Source organism: Azomonas agilis, from assembly GCF_007830255.1.
GTDB lineage: Bacteria > Pseudomonadota > Gammaproteobacteria > Pseudomonadales > Pseudomonadaceae > Azomonas > Azomonas agilis.
Map to the genome: position 1 here is coordinate 16055 of NZ_VLKG01000012.1, position 14432 is coordinate 30486.

Annotated in this window: 16 protein-coding genes and 3 pseudogenes; 14 read left to right on the top strand and 5 right to left on the bottom strand. The window is 51.6% G+C overall.

The annotated features are described in order from the left end of the window. The first annotated feature begins 7 nt into the window (after positions 1–7). Entirely contained in the window at positions 8–1066 is a 1059-nt protein-coding gene (locus LX59_RS13465) for a catalase family peroxidase (RefSeq protein ID WP_144572712.1), read from the top strand. Beyond that, a complete protein-coding gene (locus LX59_RS13470) occupies positions 1059–1604 on the top strand; it encodes a cytochrome b (protein WP_144572715.1) in 546 nt (181 codons plus the stop codon). The genes LX59_RS13465 and LX59_RS13470 overlap by 8 nt, the downstream gene beginning before the upstream one ends. A 319-nt stretch (positions 1605–1923) precedes the next feature. On the opposite strand, the gene LX59_RS13475 is transcribed toward LX59_RS13470, so the two are convergent. The 4 genes and pseudogenes from LX59_RS13475 to LX59_RS15980 all read right to left on the bottom strand — a co-directional run. Then, positions 1924–2592 (bottom strand): FAD-dependent oxidoreductase, encoded by a 669-nt coding sequence (locus tag LX59_RS13475; protein ID WP_211354860.1) that lies wholly within the window; start codon positions 2590–2592, stop codon positions 1924–1926. Between the two features lie 129 nt (positions 2593–2721). Continuing rightward, positions 2722–3027 carry a rhodanese-like domain-containing protein gene (locus LX59_RS15760; RefSeq protein WP_211354861.1) on the bottom strand — a complete coding sequence of 102 codons (306 nt, stop codon included), beginning with the start codon at positions 3025–3027 and terminating at the stop codon, positions 2722–2724. 52 nt (positions 3028–3079) lie between these two features. Continuing rightward, on the bottom strand, positions 3080–3436 hold the full coding sequence (locus LX59_RS15975; RefSeq protein ID WP_246118767.1) for an NAD(P)/FAD-dependent oxidoreductase: 357 nt from the start codon (positions 3434–3436) through the stop codon (positions 3080–3082). A 60-nt stretch (positions 3437–3496) separates the two neighbouring features. Then, positions 3497–4261, bottom strand: a pseudogene (locus LX59_RS15980) (NAD(P)/FAD-dependent oxidoreductase); the annotation flags it as partial. A gap of 247 nt (positions 4262–4508) precedes the next feature. Between LX59_RS15980 and LX59_RS13485 the strand changes: the two are divergent. The 12 genes and pseudogenes from LX59_RS13485 to LX59_RS15995 all read left to right on the top strand — a co-directional run bounded on the left by LX59_RS13485 (position 4509) and on the right by LX59_RS15995 (position 12239). Then, positions 4509–5288 (top strand): acetoin reductase, encoded by a 780-nt coding sequence (locus LX59_RS13485; RefSeq protein WP_144572718.1) that lies wholly within the window; start codon positions 4509–4511, stop codon positions 5286–5288. A 388-nt stretch (positions 5289–5676) separates the two neighbouring features. Next, positions 5677–7056, top strand: a complete 1380-nt coding sequence (gene dbpA / locus LX59_RS13490; RefSeq protein WP_144572721.1) for an ATP-dependent RNA helicase DbpA — start codon at positions 5677–5679, stop codon at positions 7054–7056. 609 nt (positions 7057–7665) lie between these two features. Further along, the gene (locus tag LX59_RS15635) at positions 7666–7815 is read left to right on the top strand and encodes a hypothetical protein (RefSeq protein ID WP_170234381.1); all 150 of its coding nucleotides are present in this window, start codon (positions 7666–7668) and stop codon (positions 7813–7815) included. Between the two features lie 94 nt (positions 7816–7909). Beyond that, positions 7910–8155 (top strand): nucleotidyltransferase domain-containing protein, encoded by a 246-nt coding sequence (locus LX59_RS15775; RefSeq protein WP_211354864.1) that lies wholly within the window; start codon positions 7910–7912, stop codon positions 8153–8155. A 204-nt stretch (positions 8156–8359) separates the two neighbouring features. Then, positions 8360–8566 (top strand): annotated as a pseudogene (locus tag LX59_RS16105) (DUF86 domain-containing protein); the annotation flags it as partial. Positions 8567–8733: 167 nt separating this feature from the next. Continuing rightward, on the top strand, positions 8734–8967 hold the full coding sequence (locus LX59_RS13505) for a hypothetical protein (RefSeq protein ID WP_144572724.1): 234 nt from the start codon (positions 8734–8736) through the stop codon (positions 8965–8967). 102 nt (positions 8968–9069) lie between these two features. Then, positions 9070–9519, top strand: a complete 450-nt coding sequence (locus LX59_RS13510; protein ID WP_144572727.1) for an antitoxin Xre/MbcA/ParS toxin-binding domain-containing protein — start codon at positions 9070–9072, stop codon at positions 9517–9519. Continuing rightward, positions 9516–9953 (top strand): RES family NAD+ phosphorylase, encoded by a 438-nt coding sequence (locus LX59_RS13515; RefSeq protein ID WP_144572730.1) that lies wholly within the window; start codon positions 9516–9518, stop codon positions 9951–9953. The genes LX59_RS13510 and LX59_RS13515 overlap by 4 nt, the downstream gene beginning before the upstream one ends. 162 nt (positions 9954–10115) lie before the next feature. Further along, positions 10116–10879, top strand: a pseudogene (locus LX59_RS13520) (HsdM family class I SAM-dependent methyltransferase). Then, complete coding sequence (locus tag LX59_RS13525) at positions 10807–11358, top strand: Fic family protein (protein ID WP_246118759.1); 552 nt, start codon at positions 10807–10809, stop codon at positions 11356–11358. The pseudogene LX59_RS13520 and the gene LX59_RS13525 overlap by 73 nt, the downstream one beginning before the upstream one ends. Continuing rightward, entirely contained in the window at positions 11276–11527 is a 252-nt protein-coding gene (locus LX59_RS15990; protein WP_342779691.1) for a hypothetical protein, read from the top strand. The genes LX59_RS13525 and LX59_RS15990 overlap by 83 nt, the downstream gene beginning before the upstream one ends. After that, on the top strand, positions 11517–12239 hold the full coding sequence (locus LX59_RS15995; RefSeq protein WP_246118761.1) for a restriction endonuclease subunit S: 723 nt from the start codon (positions 11517–11519) through the stop codon (positions 12237–12239). Before LX59_RS15990 ends, LX59_RS15995 begins: the two co-directional genes overlap by 11 nt. Positions 12240–12994: 755 nt before the next feature. Here LX59_RS15995 and LX59_RS13540 read toward each other — a convergent pair. After that, entirely contained in the window at positions 12995–14389 is a 1395-nt protein-coding gene (locus LX59_RS13540) for an aspartate aminotransferase family protein (protein ID WP_144572732.1), read from the bottom strand. Positions 14390–14432: the final 43 nt, after the last annotated feature.

The following is a 14432-nucleotide window of genomic DNA, read 5'->3' on the forward strand; positions in this document are numbered from 1 at the left end:
TTTTGTTATGCAGACCTCTTTAACGCCAAGGGCCCGCGCTGGACGTTACCTCGGTATTGGTGCATTACTCGGCAGTACGGCTTTAGCACTGGTTTGGGCCGCTCACGGATTTAACTCATCTCAAGCCAGCCCCCAACAAATCACCGATCAGTTTGAGCGTAATGCAGGGTTTCAACCCGGTTTTCGTCGCAATCACAGCAAAGGCCTGTGTGTGACGGGCTATTTTGAGGCTCAGGGTGAGGCCTCAATCTACTCAACCGCTGCCCTATTTCAAGCGGGGCAAACGCCAGTCATTGGTCGTTTTGCCATCGGGGGCAGTAACCCACAGGCAGCAGATGATTCGGTTCCTATTCGCAGTCTGGCGCTGCAGTTTAATCTCGCCAATGGTGAGCAATGGCGCACGGCGATGAACAGCAACGCGGTGTTTCCCGTTGCCTCCCCTCAAAGTTTCTACGAGCAATTGCAGGCCTCACAGCCAGACCCAAAAACTGGCAAACCCGATCCCGCCCGCCTGAAGGACTTTTTTGACAGCCACCCAGAAACAGCCGCCTTTCGGGCTTGGTTGAAGGGCTTTACGCCTTCCTCTAGCTGGGCCAATACCCATTACTACGGCTTAAACGCCTTTGTCTTGGTTCAAGAGCAGGGCCAGCGCCAAGCCGTGCGCTGGAGCTTGGTGCCTGAACAACCCTATGAACCCTTGGCAGCCGTTCAGCGGGATAACCCAAACACCCTCAGCCATGACCTTGAACAGCGCTTACAGCAAGGGCCGCTGCGTTGGCAACTGCGCTTGACTCTGGCTCAGCTCGAAGACCCAACCCATGATGCGACGCAGGCTTGGCCCGCTGATCGTCCTCAGATTACGGCCGGTTTGGTCGTGCTGGAACACAGCCAGCCTCAAGCCACAGGGCCATGCCGAGACATCAATTACGATCCCCTCGTTTTACCTAAAGGCATTGAAGGATCGGATGATCCTCTGCTCAGTGCTCGCTCAGCAGTGTATGCCACCGCTCTTTACCGCCGCCTTCAGGAAAACCACAGCACTACCGGAGCCCTCCAACATGACTGACACTCAACAGCATTACTCCAGCTCCGTACGCGGACTCCATTGGCTGATGGCGTTTCTGTTATTCAGCCAAATTTTTATCGGTGCGACAATGGTGGCGCGGGTAGACAGCTATGCCATCCTCATAGTGCTGCATAAAGCTTTGGGGTTAATCTTGTTGGGCTTAGTTTGTCTGCGTTTGGGAGCCCGATTGATCACCACGGCCCCCGCGTTGCCAAGCAGTATGCCGCAATGGCAACGCGGAGCCGCCCACGGTCTACACGGACTGCTGTATCTACTGATGCTGGCTCAACCCCTGTGCGGCTGGTTGATGTTGTCCGCAGCGGGGCAGCCTTTGACCTTTTGGGGCTGGGTAGTGCCGTCCCTTATCAGCGCGGATTCCGGCTTATATGTCCTGTTGCGCGCGCTGCATGGCCTGTTGGCCTACCTGCTGTTTGCCCTCGTATTGCTGCATGTAGGCGCGGCTCTGGTGCATGGGCTGATTCGGCGAGATGGGGTATTGGAGCGTATGTTAAAGGCAGCACCCTCAGAATCTAAATAGCGGCCTCATAGCCACTAAAAACAGTTAGATGCAAACGAATCCTTAATGGAGCAATTAGGCAGCATGTCGACACCTGCTATTTTTTATTTAGACGAAGAGGATCGGTTACAGCAACACCAAGGAGCTCCCAATATCGAAACTTTACCCTCAATATTAGGAGCTCTTTAATGAGCGCTGCAGTAACCGGTTAGGACTGACCTGAAGTATTTAGGTTTGTCTTGAGCTACGACACAATGGATTGAAGAGCAGTGGCTAGCATTTCCTCAACAACAGGATGATAGAAAGGATGCTCTAACAGACTGTATGCGGTTTCTTTTCGTTAGATTGCCCAACCTTGGGGACAGGGTATAGCCTGCGCTGGCTGTCCTGACCACAGCGTCATATCACGCCCAAATGCTTGGGCGGCGCGTTCATAAATGACAGGATCATCAATGCCTGCCAGACTATTACCCGCCCCCGTCACCTCAACCCCTAGCCGTGCTAAAACAAGACCTATTTCCAGACCTACAGCGCCTAACCCCAATACCGCCAGTCGTTTTGGCAGATCGGCTAATTCAAACAACTCATCTGTCGTGAGACTACGATCCCGCACAGGAGCCAGCCAATCAGGTACATAGGCTTTGGAACCTGTGGCAATCACCACTGCTGAGGCTCTGATGCGCACAACGCCTTCTTGGGTATCAACCTCAAGAAGCGTCGGCTCTACAAAACGAGCGCTGCCTTGAATCAAGTGGTTACCGGTGGCTGCACGCGTTTTTTTAGTAGCACTTTCAGTAAAATGATCACGTTGTTGACGTACATACTGCCAAGTTTGCGCGGAGTCTAAGGATAGGCTATCCCAGCCTGAAACCCCTATACGGGCCATTTCTTGGCGAGACTGCCACAACTTGGCCGCATGCAAAGCCGCTTTGGATGGCATACACCCAACGCGCGCGCAGGTTGTACCCAAAGGGCAGTGGTCAATCAATACAAAATTCTCGCAGCGCATACAAGCCCGCAGTACCCGCACCAATGATGGCTACATCAATAGTAATTTCGGAACCCATAAATCCACTCTCTCCTGGGAAGAGGCTGTCTATGCAAGACAGCCGAGAAGGTTTTGAAAGCCTTCACCCCATCAGGGGGTAGGTAACTTAGCTGGGGAGCGAGGGTCTACATTCGCTTTCAATCCACCGCTGAAACTGGCTACATCAAACCCATGCTGTTGCAATACCCGTGCGGCAAAGTAGCTCATTTTGCCAAAGGCACAGAGCGTAATAACAGGCCGCGAAGGATCTAACTGTGCTAACTGAGACCGTAACAACGGGAAGGGAATATTTGTGACTTGAGAAAAAGGTGCAGGAAAGGCTTCAGCAAGGGGTTTTCCTCGGACATCAATGACCTGTACCTGAGCATCATCAGGAATATGAATGGTATGTTTCACCAATCCATCCTGACGATTGCAAGCCGCGAATCCCGCCAAATTCACAATATCTTTAGCGGCTCCAAAAGGCGGCGCATAGGCCAACTCTAATATGGCAGAGATCTTCGACGGTCATTTCAGCGGCTAGCGCGGAGGCTAGGATATCTAAACGCTTGTCGATACCTTCAAAACCTGTGACCTGAGCGCCTAATAAACGACCGGTTTCTGGCTCCCAAAGAATTTTTAGGGTAAGCGGTTTGGCTCCGGGATAGTAACCGGCATGATGGCTGTCATTGACCGTCACTGTCTCATAAATCCGCCCCTGTGCTTGCAGGCGTTTTTCGCTCCATCCGGTAATACCCGCAACTTCAAAAGCTCGGACGATGCCGGTGCCCAAAGACCCAGGATAAGGGCGAGCCCTAAAACACATGGTCGGCAGCCACACGTCCTTGCCGGACCCATTGGAACTCTCTGCAAAAACCTGATCCAAGGTTTCCACAGCATCTCCAGCAGCATAAATATCAGGGTCAGAGGTTTGTTGATAAGCATTAACCTGAATGTGTCCAGCCTGACCTAAGGCTAATCCAGCAGCCTTTGCCACCTGTGTATCTGGACGTACCCCCACGGAGAGAATCACCTGATCTGCTTCTAGTATTTGTCCCGATGCTAAATGACAACGCACATGCTCTATATCACCCTCACAGTGCGTCAGTTGATCGCCCAAATGCAGATGAATACCCTGATGGCGTAGTTCAGTATCTAATAAAGCCGTCATAGGCTCATCCAGCAGTGGGAGCACCTGTGCTTACTGCTCCACCAGATGCACACTTAAACCTTTGCGGTGCAATTGTTCGGTCATTTCTAAACCAATAAAACCGGCTCCGATGACCACCGCTCGCATGCCTTCATTAGTGGCCGCGAGGATGGCATCCATATTTTGGAGCGTATGGAGGGTAAAAATGCGAGGATCATCCATACCCGGTAGCTGAGGACGAATCGGCATAGCACCAGGTGCCAACATCAACTTGTCGTAGGGGAAAATTTCAAGTTCCCCAGTGAGAGCACGCCTTACATGAACCTGCTTGGCCTGACGATCAATAGCAACCACTTCACAGCCAGTCCGCACATCCAAATTGAGTAGTGCCTTTAAGGATTCAGGCGTTTGAGTGGCCAGAACGTCTCGGTTGGGAATCTCACCGCCAATGTGATAGGGCAAACCGCAGTTAGCAAAAGAGCTGCCTAGCGCGTGCTGCAAAAGAAGCTCCTAATTAAAAGTTTAGGGTGCGGCAAATGTCTAAGTACTGACTACGGTACGCCTAGGATCTCATCGGTAAACGAATCGTGGCCCATGCCTGATCTTACCCAGTTTGGGTTAATACGGAATTAAGACAAACACCTACCTTAATGGGTAGTGGTGCTTTACAGAAATTAAGCCAATCCTAATAAGAGGATCAAAACCCAAACCATGTATCCATACTACAAAAATAAACTGGAGCAACCACATGAAAATAAAAGGAAAAACAGTTTTAGTCACTGGTTCTGGACGTGGCATTGGGCGTAGCATTGCTCTACGCCTTGCTCAAGACGGTGCCAATCTAGCACTAGTAGACATGATGCCTGATGGTATTAGCGCAGTAGCAAATGAAATTAAAGCCCTAGGCGGTCGTGCAATCACATTTACAGCTGATGTAAGTGATCCACAACAGATTACCGCCGCAGTAGAAAGCACAGTACATGAACTGGGCGGCATGGATATCATGATCAATAACGCAGGTATCGCATTGATCGGTCCACTAATTGATACTGAACCTGCTGCAGTAGAGCGCGTCATGCGTGTCAACGTTAACGGCGTACTCTGGGGCATTCAAGCAGCTGCTCGTAGCTTCAAAGCACGCAGCATACCCGGCAAGATCATTAGTGGCTGCTCAATCGCAGGTCACGAGGGTTATGCGCTACTAGGTGTGTATTCTGCAACCAAATTTGCGGTACGCGCGCTCACACAAGCAGCTGCTAAAGAACTGGCATCTGATGGTATTACTGTAAATTCCTATTGTCCGGGCGTGGTTGGCACCGATATGTGGGTGGAAATTGACAAGCGCATGGCCGAAGTGACTGGAGCAAAAGTTGGTGAAACTTACGATAAGTTCGTAAATAACATTGCGTTAGGCCGTGCACAAACACCGGAAGACGTTGCGGCATTTGTCAGCTACCTAGCGGGGCCTGACTCCGATTACATGACGGGTCAATCCATCATCATTGATGGCGGATTGGTTTACCGTTAAGTGTAATTCTAGGCGGTGCAGTTCACAGTGACGAAGACGAAAAGGTATCTAGTTTCGCCGCGAGGTGGGAATTTTAATCCATCGAGCTTCACTAGCTGCCAATCTTATTGCCTTTGAATCCAAAATTATTTACTTACTGATGGGTATGAAAAGGGGTAGCCATTACTTTTTAAGCTATCCCTTGCATTTTCTAGACTTTATCCGCAAAAATTTCGACAGCCCTGAAATCGGAAACTTACGCCTAGACTTTTTTCGTGGCCACTTTTTGCTCAAGTTCAACGTAAGAGCAACTTGATAGGCCATCTCCTGTAATAGGGGTGAGTATACTAACATGCAAGAATGCTACAGGCTGATGGATAATAGGTCGCCCTTTCCCAGCTAGGCCTAAATCGTGACCCTTGCATTTTCCTCCTTGCCATTACCCGCACCGCTGCTAGCCAGTCTCGACAGTCTGGGCTACCACAGTATGACACCCATTCAGCAGCAGGCCTTACCGCTGGCACTTGCCGGACATGACCTGATTGCCCAAGCTCGTACAGGTAGCGGTAAGACAGCGGCTTTTGCATTGAGCGTATTGGCGCAACTCAATCCACGCTATTTAGGTTGCCAAGCGTTAGTTCTCTGTCCCACGCGTGAATTGGCTGAGCAAGTGGCTCGAGAATTTCGGCAGTTAGCCCGTGCCATTGGTAATATTAAAGTGCTGACGCTGTGTGGTGGTGTGCCGCTTGGTCCACAAATTGGCTCGCTGGAACATGGCGCACATATTGTGGTGGGTACACCAGGACGGATTCAGGAGCACTTGCGTAAAGACACGCTACGTCTCAAAGGGCTTAGCCAATTGGTTCTGGATGAAGCTGACCGCATGCTTGAAATGGGCTTTATCGAGCCAATTCGCGAGATTATTGAGCAAACCCCAGAGCGCCGCCAGACTTTACTGTTCTCCGCAACTTATCCGGCAAGTATCGAGCAACTGGCCGAACGCTTTCTACGCACGCCTCAACGCATCATTGTAGAATCGTTACACGGTGACAGTGAAATCCGCCAGCGCTTCTACCGAGTCGACCCACTTAGCCGTCATGCGGCAGTGGCCCGTCTGCTGCTGCACTACCGCCCAACCTCCAGTATCGTGTTTTGCCAAACCCGACAACAGTGCCAAGAACTGGCAGATTGGCTCAATCTTCGTAAGATTTCCAGCGTGGCACTGCATGGCGATCTTGAACAACGTGAACGGGATCAAGTATTAACGTTGTTTGCTAATCGCAGTTGCAGCGTATTGATTGCCACCGATGTGGCCGCGCGAGGCTTGGATATTGATAATCTGGAAGTAGTCATTAATCTAGAACTAGCTCGCGACCCACAAGTACATATCCATCGTATCGGACGTACTGGTCGCGCAGGAGCTACTGGCCAAGCTTTCTCGCTAGTCGCGCCGAATGAAATGGCCCGTGCCACTGCTATTGAAGCGCTACAAGAACGAGAATTGACTTGGGCTAACCTCGACAGTCTATCTGATACTGCTGACCAGCGCCTACTTCCGCCAATGACATCCATCTGTATCAGTGTGGGTCGCAAGGATAAAATGCGACCCGGCGATATTCTTGGTGCACTCACCGGCACTGATGGCTTGCCCAGTGAAGTGATCGGTAAGATCAGTTTATTTGATCACTGTGCTTATGTTGCTATTCAACGCGAGCACGCTCGTACAGCTCTAAGTCGCCTCACTGAGCGCAAAGTAAAAGGCCGCAGTGTGCGTGGGCGTATTCTCTAAACATCTTGGCTTGCCCACCGTTGCGCAGAACTTACATCGCGTAACGGTTTTTATATTCTTAATACGACAGCTCCTAGTTGCTGCTGCCGCAGTATCCGGTTGCATTTCGTAGCAAGGCGGTATCGATGGCTTTGATACCTTCCATGCTCAAATATTTCCCCATCCGTTGTTAAGCTATCAAATCTGGTAATCCCCTAAAAAATTAGCCGATGCCAGAAGTGGAGTTTTCTCGTAGTTTTATCCGAGAGAGCTGAGGTTGAGCAAGGTATGTAACGCACTGGTGGTATATGGAAGGAATAAATCTAATTAAAACCAGAAAGCGTTTATCGCCTCAGTTTTGGTCACATAAGCGTGTGAAGAAATGTACTAGGTGTGTAGTCCCGAAATGTTCTTGGTAACCAAGGGGATCATCTTACCCACATGGCAACCGTATACTAGTGAAAATTTTGGAGTGTTTTGTTTTACTGTGGCACATTCAGGCTGTGAGTGACTGTTTTAACTCTTGAAAATAGACCTCCAACAGTCGCTTCCGCTGTGAGCGGATCAGCTTAGCGAGACTGCAAAACAAAGGTTAACCCCAGCACCCTAACCTTTATCCAAGATGAGCCAATGACAGCCTCAAAGATGAACCCTAGTATTGATATCCCTGCGCACTTGATCAGCCTTGCCAAGGCAAATACCGAGGTACAGGTACTCTGGCTCTATGGCTCTATGGCTCTATGGCTCTATGGCTCTATGGCTCTATGGCTCCCAGTCTAAAGGAACTGCTAGGCCAAACAGTGACTAAGATTTAGCGGTCGCCTTTGACCCTGTTAAATTGACTGGGCCATTCGGTTCTATTCTGGAGAATCGGTTGCGCCCGGAGTTGCTAGCCCTAGACTGGCAGCGCGCCTTGGGATTAGCGGAAGGAAAAATCTCCATTATTGATATCAACCAAGCGCCTATCCCATTAGCTTTTGCTGTTGTGGATGCCAATCACCTACTCTACTGTCGGGATGAGGGTCGGCGGTTAGGAGAGGAAGCCCGCATCATGTCTCAGATGGAGATTAATTACACTCATCGCCCCCTGAGCATTAGTAATAAAGAGAAGTCGATATGAGCGATAATGCATACATTAGTGCTCTGCGCATCAGCCTGTCACGCTACCGAGCGGAGTTGTTTGAAATTCATACTTGCAACAACGGGTACTTTCCAATCTGGAGTACCGTGCAGCAGAGCGGATTCTTCAGGTTTCAATCGAGGCATGTATCGGTGTGGCAAAACACTGGGCTAGAGCCTTGGCACAACATATGCCTATCAAGCGTTTGAAATTTTGGTTCAACGTGGAGCCTTGGCAGTCGACTCCCTGAGCGGATGGCGCAAAATTATTGGCTTACGCAATGCACTGGTTCACGATTATCTCAATATTGACCCTGAAATCATCCGCAGCGTGATTGCTCAGGGCTACAGCGATCAACTATTCGCTTTTGCAAATCAAGGACTCGACTGGTTGGCAGCCCATACCGATTGATGCAGCCACGCAGGTGTTTTGGAAATTTCAAAAACGGGTGGGGCGTTCTGTTGGCATGGAAATCGACTACAGCGGGTATCTGACTGAGCGAATATTTAAAATGCTCAATTCAGACTCTCTGAAATCGCTGACAAACTCTTTCTGCTCATATGTAGGATGAACAAATAATGACCAATCCTGCATCGGCCCGTCATGAAAGGCTTACAGCACTTTTTCAACAAACTTATGCACTGTTTTTGTGGAAAACCAACCCAACAACCGAATGCGAAACAGCCCTTGAGCCCTTTTTCATGAAACCTACACTTCTGCTGGGCGAATCGGCTCCAATGCCCGCTCTTCCTGAGATAATCCCAACAAGCCATAATCCAGCCATTGCTTATCAGCTTTACAATCAGATGTGAAACTTAGACACCTCCCAAGCTAGAGTTGTGTCTTTGATGCAGCAGTACCTCACTCGGTATATACCTTGTATAATGCGGTAAACACCGAATGAGGGCTTTTGTATGCTGGCTGAAATTCTGCGTGAACCCAGTTATGCGGCTTATCGCGCCCGCTTACAGCGCTTGTTGGATATTCCCGTTGAAGCCACAGACCTAGAAATCCATACCCAAATCAGCCGTGGCTTTTCAGCTAACCGCTTGATGCAATTGGCCGAAGAAGGGGTCGTTACGCCTTTAGAACGCGATCAAATTATTCCCCTACGCACCCTAAAAACCCGCATTGAGCGGGCACAACCCTTGACGGTTGAAGAAAGCGATCGTTTTTTTCGAGTAGCCCACATTACCGCTATGGCTGAAGTGGTATTCGGCAGTTGGGAAAAAGCCAAGCGTTGGTTGTCCAAACCCAAAGAGCGCTTTGCCGGACAAACTCCAATACAGATGCTTACCACCCAACAAGGCACAGGGCAGGTAGAGGAAATGCTGTTGCAGGTGGCAGAAGGGTTGGCTTTGTGATTCTGTGGCGGATCAGCGCCTATGCCGATTTGATAGGCATTGGTGGACTCCGAGCAGGTGGGCGTTGGCATCATCGCGGGCGACCTGTGGTCTATGCGGCTGATAGCCCCGCCAGTGCTCTCCTGGAGATTCTGGTGCATCTGGAAATTGATCCGGAAGACCTCCCCAGCACCTTGCAGTTAATTCGTATCGAATTGCCAGACCCTGCATCCCTTGCAGAAGCCCCAACCTTACCAGAAGACTGGCGCACAAATCTGGCGTTTACCCGCAGCGTGGGGGATCGTTTTTTAGAAAGCCGAAGCACCCTGCTGTTACCTGTGCCAAGCGCCATTATCCCCTATACCACCAACTATTTATTCAACCCCTTGCATATAGAGGCTAACGGAGTCTGCCTTGAGGTTGAACGCTTCCCGTTGGATTTACGCCTGATTTAAGTCAGCGCCTCATCAGCTCCGAAAACCACAACAGCACCTCACACGCTCCTTACTCAAGGATCAGCCAACAAATCAAATCACCAAGACAGTATCAACAAAGCCTTGTAGGCTGCCTGTGACACCTTTCGGGGCACCATCAGCGCCGATACCTACAAAGACTTCATCCTCACCATGCTGTTTCTCAAATACATCTCCGATGTTTGGCAGGATCACTACGATGGCTATAAGGCCGAATACGGTGACGAGCCAGAGCTCATTGAAGAAGCCAACGGCACCAAGCTCAAAGATGCGGGCAAAAGCGTGTTCCAAGACATCTCCTTCAACACCGACAAGCTGGGCGAGGAGAAGCAAAAAAACACCATCCTGCGCCACCTGCTGGAAGACTTTGCTAAGGAAGACCTCAACCTCAAGCCCAGCCGCGTGGGTACGCTGGATGTGATCGGCAACGCCTACGAATACCTGATCAAAAACTTCGCCGCCAGTGGTGGACAAAAAGCTGGTGAGTTCTATACCCCGCCCGAAGTCTCTGATCTGATTGCCGAGCTGCTTGACCCACAACCGGGCGACAGTATTTGTGATCCGGCTGTGGTTCCGGCTTCTTGCTGATGAAGTGTGGCCGCAAAGTCGTCGCCAACCACGGCAGCAAGCAATACGCTCTCTACGGCCAAGAGGCCATTGGCTCTACCTGGTCACTGGCTAAAATGAATATGTTTCTGCATGGCGAGGACAACCACAAAATCGAATGGGGCGACACCATCCGCAACCCTAAGCTGCTGGATAAAAACGGCGACCTGATGCTGTTCGACATCGTGACCGCCAACCCGCCGTTCAGTTTGGACAAAGGAACTCGGCTATGTATGACCTCACAAAGCTGGACGCGCTCAAGGCCAAGCTGGATGAGCATCGCCCGCTCGATGCCGCCGTGACTGCCAGCCTGCATGAGAGCTTGGTGCTGCAATGGACGTATCACAGCAACGCCATTGAGGGAAACACCCTCACCCTAAAAGAAACCAAGGTGGCGCTGGAAGGCATCACCATTGGCGGTAAAACTCTGCGTGAACACTTTGAGGCCATCAACCATCGAGATGCCATCCTGCGGGTGGAAGAACCCGTGAGCCAGCAGCAGCCACTGGATGAGTGGACGATTAAAACCCTGCACCAATTAGTATTAAAAAACATTGATGCAGACAACGCCGGACGTTACCGAAGCGTTAACGTGCTGATCTCCGGTGCCGAACACCGCCCGCCGCAAGCTGTGCAGGTGCCGGAACAGATGGAAACCAGAGTGGTGCCGCACTCAAGCACAGGCGCTGCACCCCTTTGTGGACGGCAATGGCCACACCTCTCGCTTGCTGATGAACCTCGAACTGATGAAAAAAGCCGGATTTCCTGCAACGGTGATTGAAGTGGCGCAACGGCTGGAATACTACAAAGCCCATTGCACAGGTGATTACAGCGATTTTATGGCCTTGGTAGGCCGTGCTGTGGAATACAGCTTTGCACCCTATTGGTGGGCGCTGGACATTGAAGCGGAAGTGACAAAGTATTTGGGGGACTTGGGTTATGGTGCCTGAAGGTTGGGAAGTGAAGTATTTATCTGAGCTGGCTAGTAAGGTCAGCGATGGTATCCATAAGACTCCAGTTTATGCCGATGCTTCGGACATTTACTTTATTAATGGCAACAACCTGAAAAACGGCTCAATTATTATTCAAGAGTCTACAAAGTGTGTAGATAAAAACGATGCTATTAATCACCGCAAGAAACTAGGTGATCGTACTATTCTAATGTCTATAAATGGAACTATTGGGAATCTAGCGTACTACAAAGGGGAAAACGTTGTTTTAGGAAAGAGTACGGCTTACATAAGTATAGGTATAAGGTCTGATTTAGACTTTGTCTACTACGTTTTATCTAGCTCGAAAACGCAAGCATTTTATGAATCAGAACTAACCAGAACGACCATTCTAAACTTGTCAATTAAGTCTATTAAGAACACAAGAATCAAAACTCCCCCCCCTCCCCGAACAAAAGAAAATCGCCCAGACTCTTTCCACTTGGGACAAGGCCATCACCACCACCGAGCAACTGCTTGCCAACAGCCAGCAGCAGAAAAAAGCCCTGATGCAACAACTGCTCATCGGCAAAAACGCCTGCTGGATCAGAATGGGGTGAGGTTTGAGGGGGATTGGAAGGATTTTCCCTTAAATAAGATGGCGGAAGTCATCGTCAGTCCCGTTGATAAAAAGACCGAATCAAATGAAATTCCGGTAGAGCTTTGTAATTAAACAGATATTTATTACAACAATCTAATTACAAAAAATATTAGTTTTATGAGGGCAACAGCCACTAGATCTGAAATCGAAAGATATACCTTAAAAAAGGTGATGTCATTATCACCAAAGACTCCGGGCGATATAGCAGTACCAGCACTAGTTTCAGAAGATTTGAATGGAGTCGTATGCGGATATCACCTAGCTATTATTCGGCCGTTTGGCAGTTATGTTGATGGTGCCTTTCTAAACTACTTATTTTCTATGTAAAAGACTCGACATTACTTCTTCACCCTCCTGGGCGGGCTCTGCACGCGCCTTAACCTGCAGTGACTCACTGGGACTCTGCGTGTTTGAACATCAGGTCAGCCTTAGGGCTGACCAGGACGGCAGGCCCCACGGATGAAAAGACGCGAACGAAACTATTGGTTTAACTCGGCGGCAACATCGCTACTTAACCGCTACCAGAACATGCCGGGCATACTCTGGAATGCCCGTCCGTTCAGGTGCGCGAATGCCCCCTTCGGGAGGCCGAACGTAGGCAGTGCGCAGGGGGCGTTTCTTTTGCTTACTTTTCTTTGCGCACTTCAAAGAAAAGTCAGTCGCCCGAGGGGGCGAAACCCGGAATATCTGAAAACACCGAAGCGGCGTCCGGAACAACAAACACACAAACTTGCTAGTCCGATATCAATACAAAAACCAACCTCCCAGACATGCAACAGTAGTCAACCCAGTGACGACCAACCAGGCCGCCACAGGCCACACCTACTTCACCCCAACGCCGCCCCCACCGCCCGCGCGAAGATCTCCGCCACCTCGTCGATCTGCTCGGCGCTGATGATCAGCGGCGGCAGGAAGCGCACCACCGCGCCATGCCGCCCGCCCAGTTCGAGAATCAAGCCACGACGCAGGCACTCGCGCTGCACGCGCGAAGCCAGTTGCCCGTCGGCAGGTGGATGGCCCAAGGCATCCGGCGTGCCATCAGGGTCGACGATTTCGACGCCAAGCATCAGCCCGCGTCCACGGATATCGCCCAACTGCGGATACTGCCGTTGCAACTCGCGCAGATGCCCGGCCAGGCGCTCACCCATGGCCGCCGCATGGCTGGCCATATCCTCCTCGGTCAGGTAGCGCATCACCGCCGAGCCGGCCGCCATGGCCATCTGGTTGCCGCGGAAAGTGCCAGCATGGGCACCGGGCTGCCATTTGTCCAGCCAGTCTCGATAGACCACCACCGACAGCGGCAGGCTGCCACCGATGGCCTTGGACAGCACCACCACATCCGGCACGATGCTGGCGTGCTCGAAGGCGAACATGCGCCCGGTGCGGGCGAAACCGCTTTGAATTTCGTCGAGGATCAGCGGGATGCCGGCCTTGGCGGTGATCTCGCGCAGGCCGCGCAGCCATTCCAGGTCAGCAGGGATCACCCCGCCCTCGCCCTGCACCGCCTCGACCACCACGGCGGCCGGCGCTTGCACGCCGCTCTCCGGATCGCTCAGGAGGTTTTCCAGATAGCGCAGATTGGCCTGCACGCCGGCCTTGCCGGACAGACCGAATGGGCAACGGTAATCGTAGGGGTACGGCAGGAACTGCACGCCATGACCCAGCAAGGCGCCCAGCGGCGTCTTGGCCTTGAGGTTGCCCATCAGACTCAGCGCCCCCTGACTCATGCCGTGATAGCCGCCCTGGAAGGCCAGCACCGTGCTGCGCCCAGTGGCGATACGTGCGAGTTTCAGCGCCGCTTCCACCGCATCGGTGCCGGTGGGCCCGCAAAACTGAATCTTTGCCTGCCTGGCAAAGGATTGCGGCAAGGCCGCGAACAGATCCTGGACGAATCGATCCTTGACCGGCGTGGTGAGATCCAGGGTATGCAGCGGCAGCTCATCCGCCAGCACCTGACGGATCGCCTCGATCACTACCGGGTGATTGTGCCCCAGCGCCAGGGTGCCGGCGCCGGCCAGGCAGTCGATGAAGGTACGCCCTTCCACGTCTTCCACATGGATGCCACGGGCACGCTTGAGTGCCAGCGGAATACGCCGTGGATAACTGCGCGCATTGGACTCCTGACGTGCCTGTCGCTCCAGCAGCGGCGACTCGGTGAACTGGTAGAGCGCTTCGGACTCCTGGGACAGTTGTTGCTCGATAACGCTGGCGGCGACATTCATGATGTCTCGAACCCTCGGTGATGTGGCCTTGGCCACGGCAGAT

Bases quoted from the DNA above. Each gene is read 5' to 3' on its own strand.
- LX59_RS13475 (WP_211354860.1), bottom strand. From the start codon at position 2,592: ATGCGCTGCGAGAATTTTGTATTGATTGACCACTGCCCTTTGGGTACA.
- LX59_RS13465 (WP_144572712.1), top strand. From the start codon at position 8: ATGCAGACCTCTTTAACGCCAAGGGCCCGCGCTGGACGTTACCTCGGT.
- LX59_RS15975 (WP_246118767.1), bottom strand. From the start codon at position 3,436: ATGTGTTTTAGGGCTCGCCCTTATCCTGGGTCTTTGGGCACCGGCATC.
- LX59_RS13470 (WP_144572715.1), top strand. From the start codon at position 1,059: ATGACTGACACTCAACAGCATTACTCCAGCTCCGTACGCGGACTCCAT.
- LX59_RS15995 (WP_246118761.1), top strand. From the start codon at position 11,517: ATGGTGCCTGAAGGTTGGGAAGTGAAGTATTTATCTGAGCTGGCTAGT.
- LX59_RS13510 (WP_144572727.1), top strand. From the start codon at position 9,070: ATGCTGGCTGAAATTCTGCGTGAACCCAGTTATGCGGCTTATCGCGCC.
- LX59_RS13525 (WP_246118759.1), top strand. From the start codon at position 10,807: ATGTATGACCTCACAAAGCTGGACGCGCTCAAGGCCAAGCTGGATGAG.
- LX59_RS13505 (WP_144572724.1), top strand. From the start codon at position 8,734: ATGACCAATCCTGCATCGGCCCGTCATGAAAGGCTTACAGCACTTTTT.
- LX59_RS15635 (WP_170234381.1), top strand. From the start codon at position 7,666: ATGACAGCCTCAAAGATGAACCCTAGTATTGATATCCCTGCGCACTTG.
- LX59_RS13485 (WP_144572718.1), top strand. From the start codon at position 4,509: ATGAAAATAAAAGGAAAAACAGTTTTAGTCACTGGTTCTGGACGTGGC.
- LX59_RS13540 (WP_144572732.1), bottom strand. From the start codon at position 14,389: ATGAATGTCGCCGCCAGCGTTATCGAGCAACAACTGTCCCAGGAGTCC.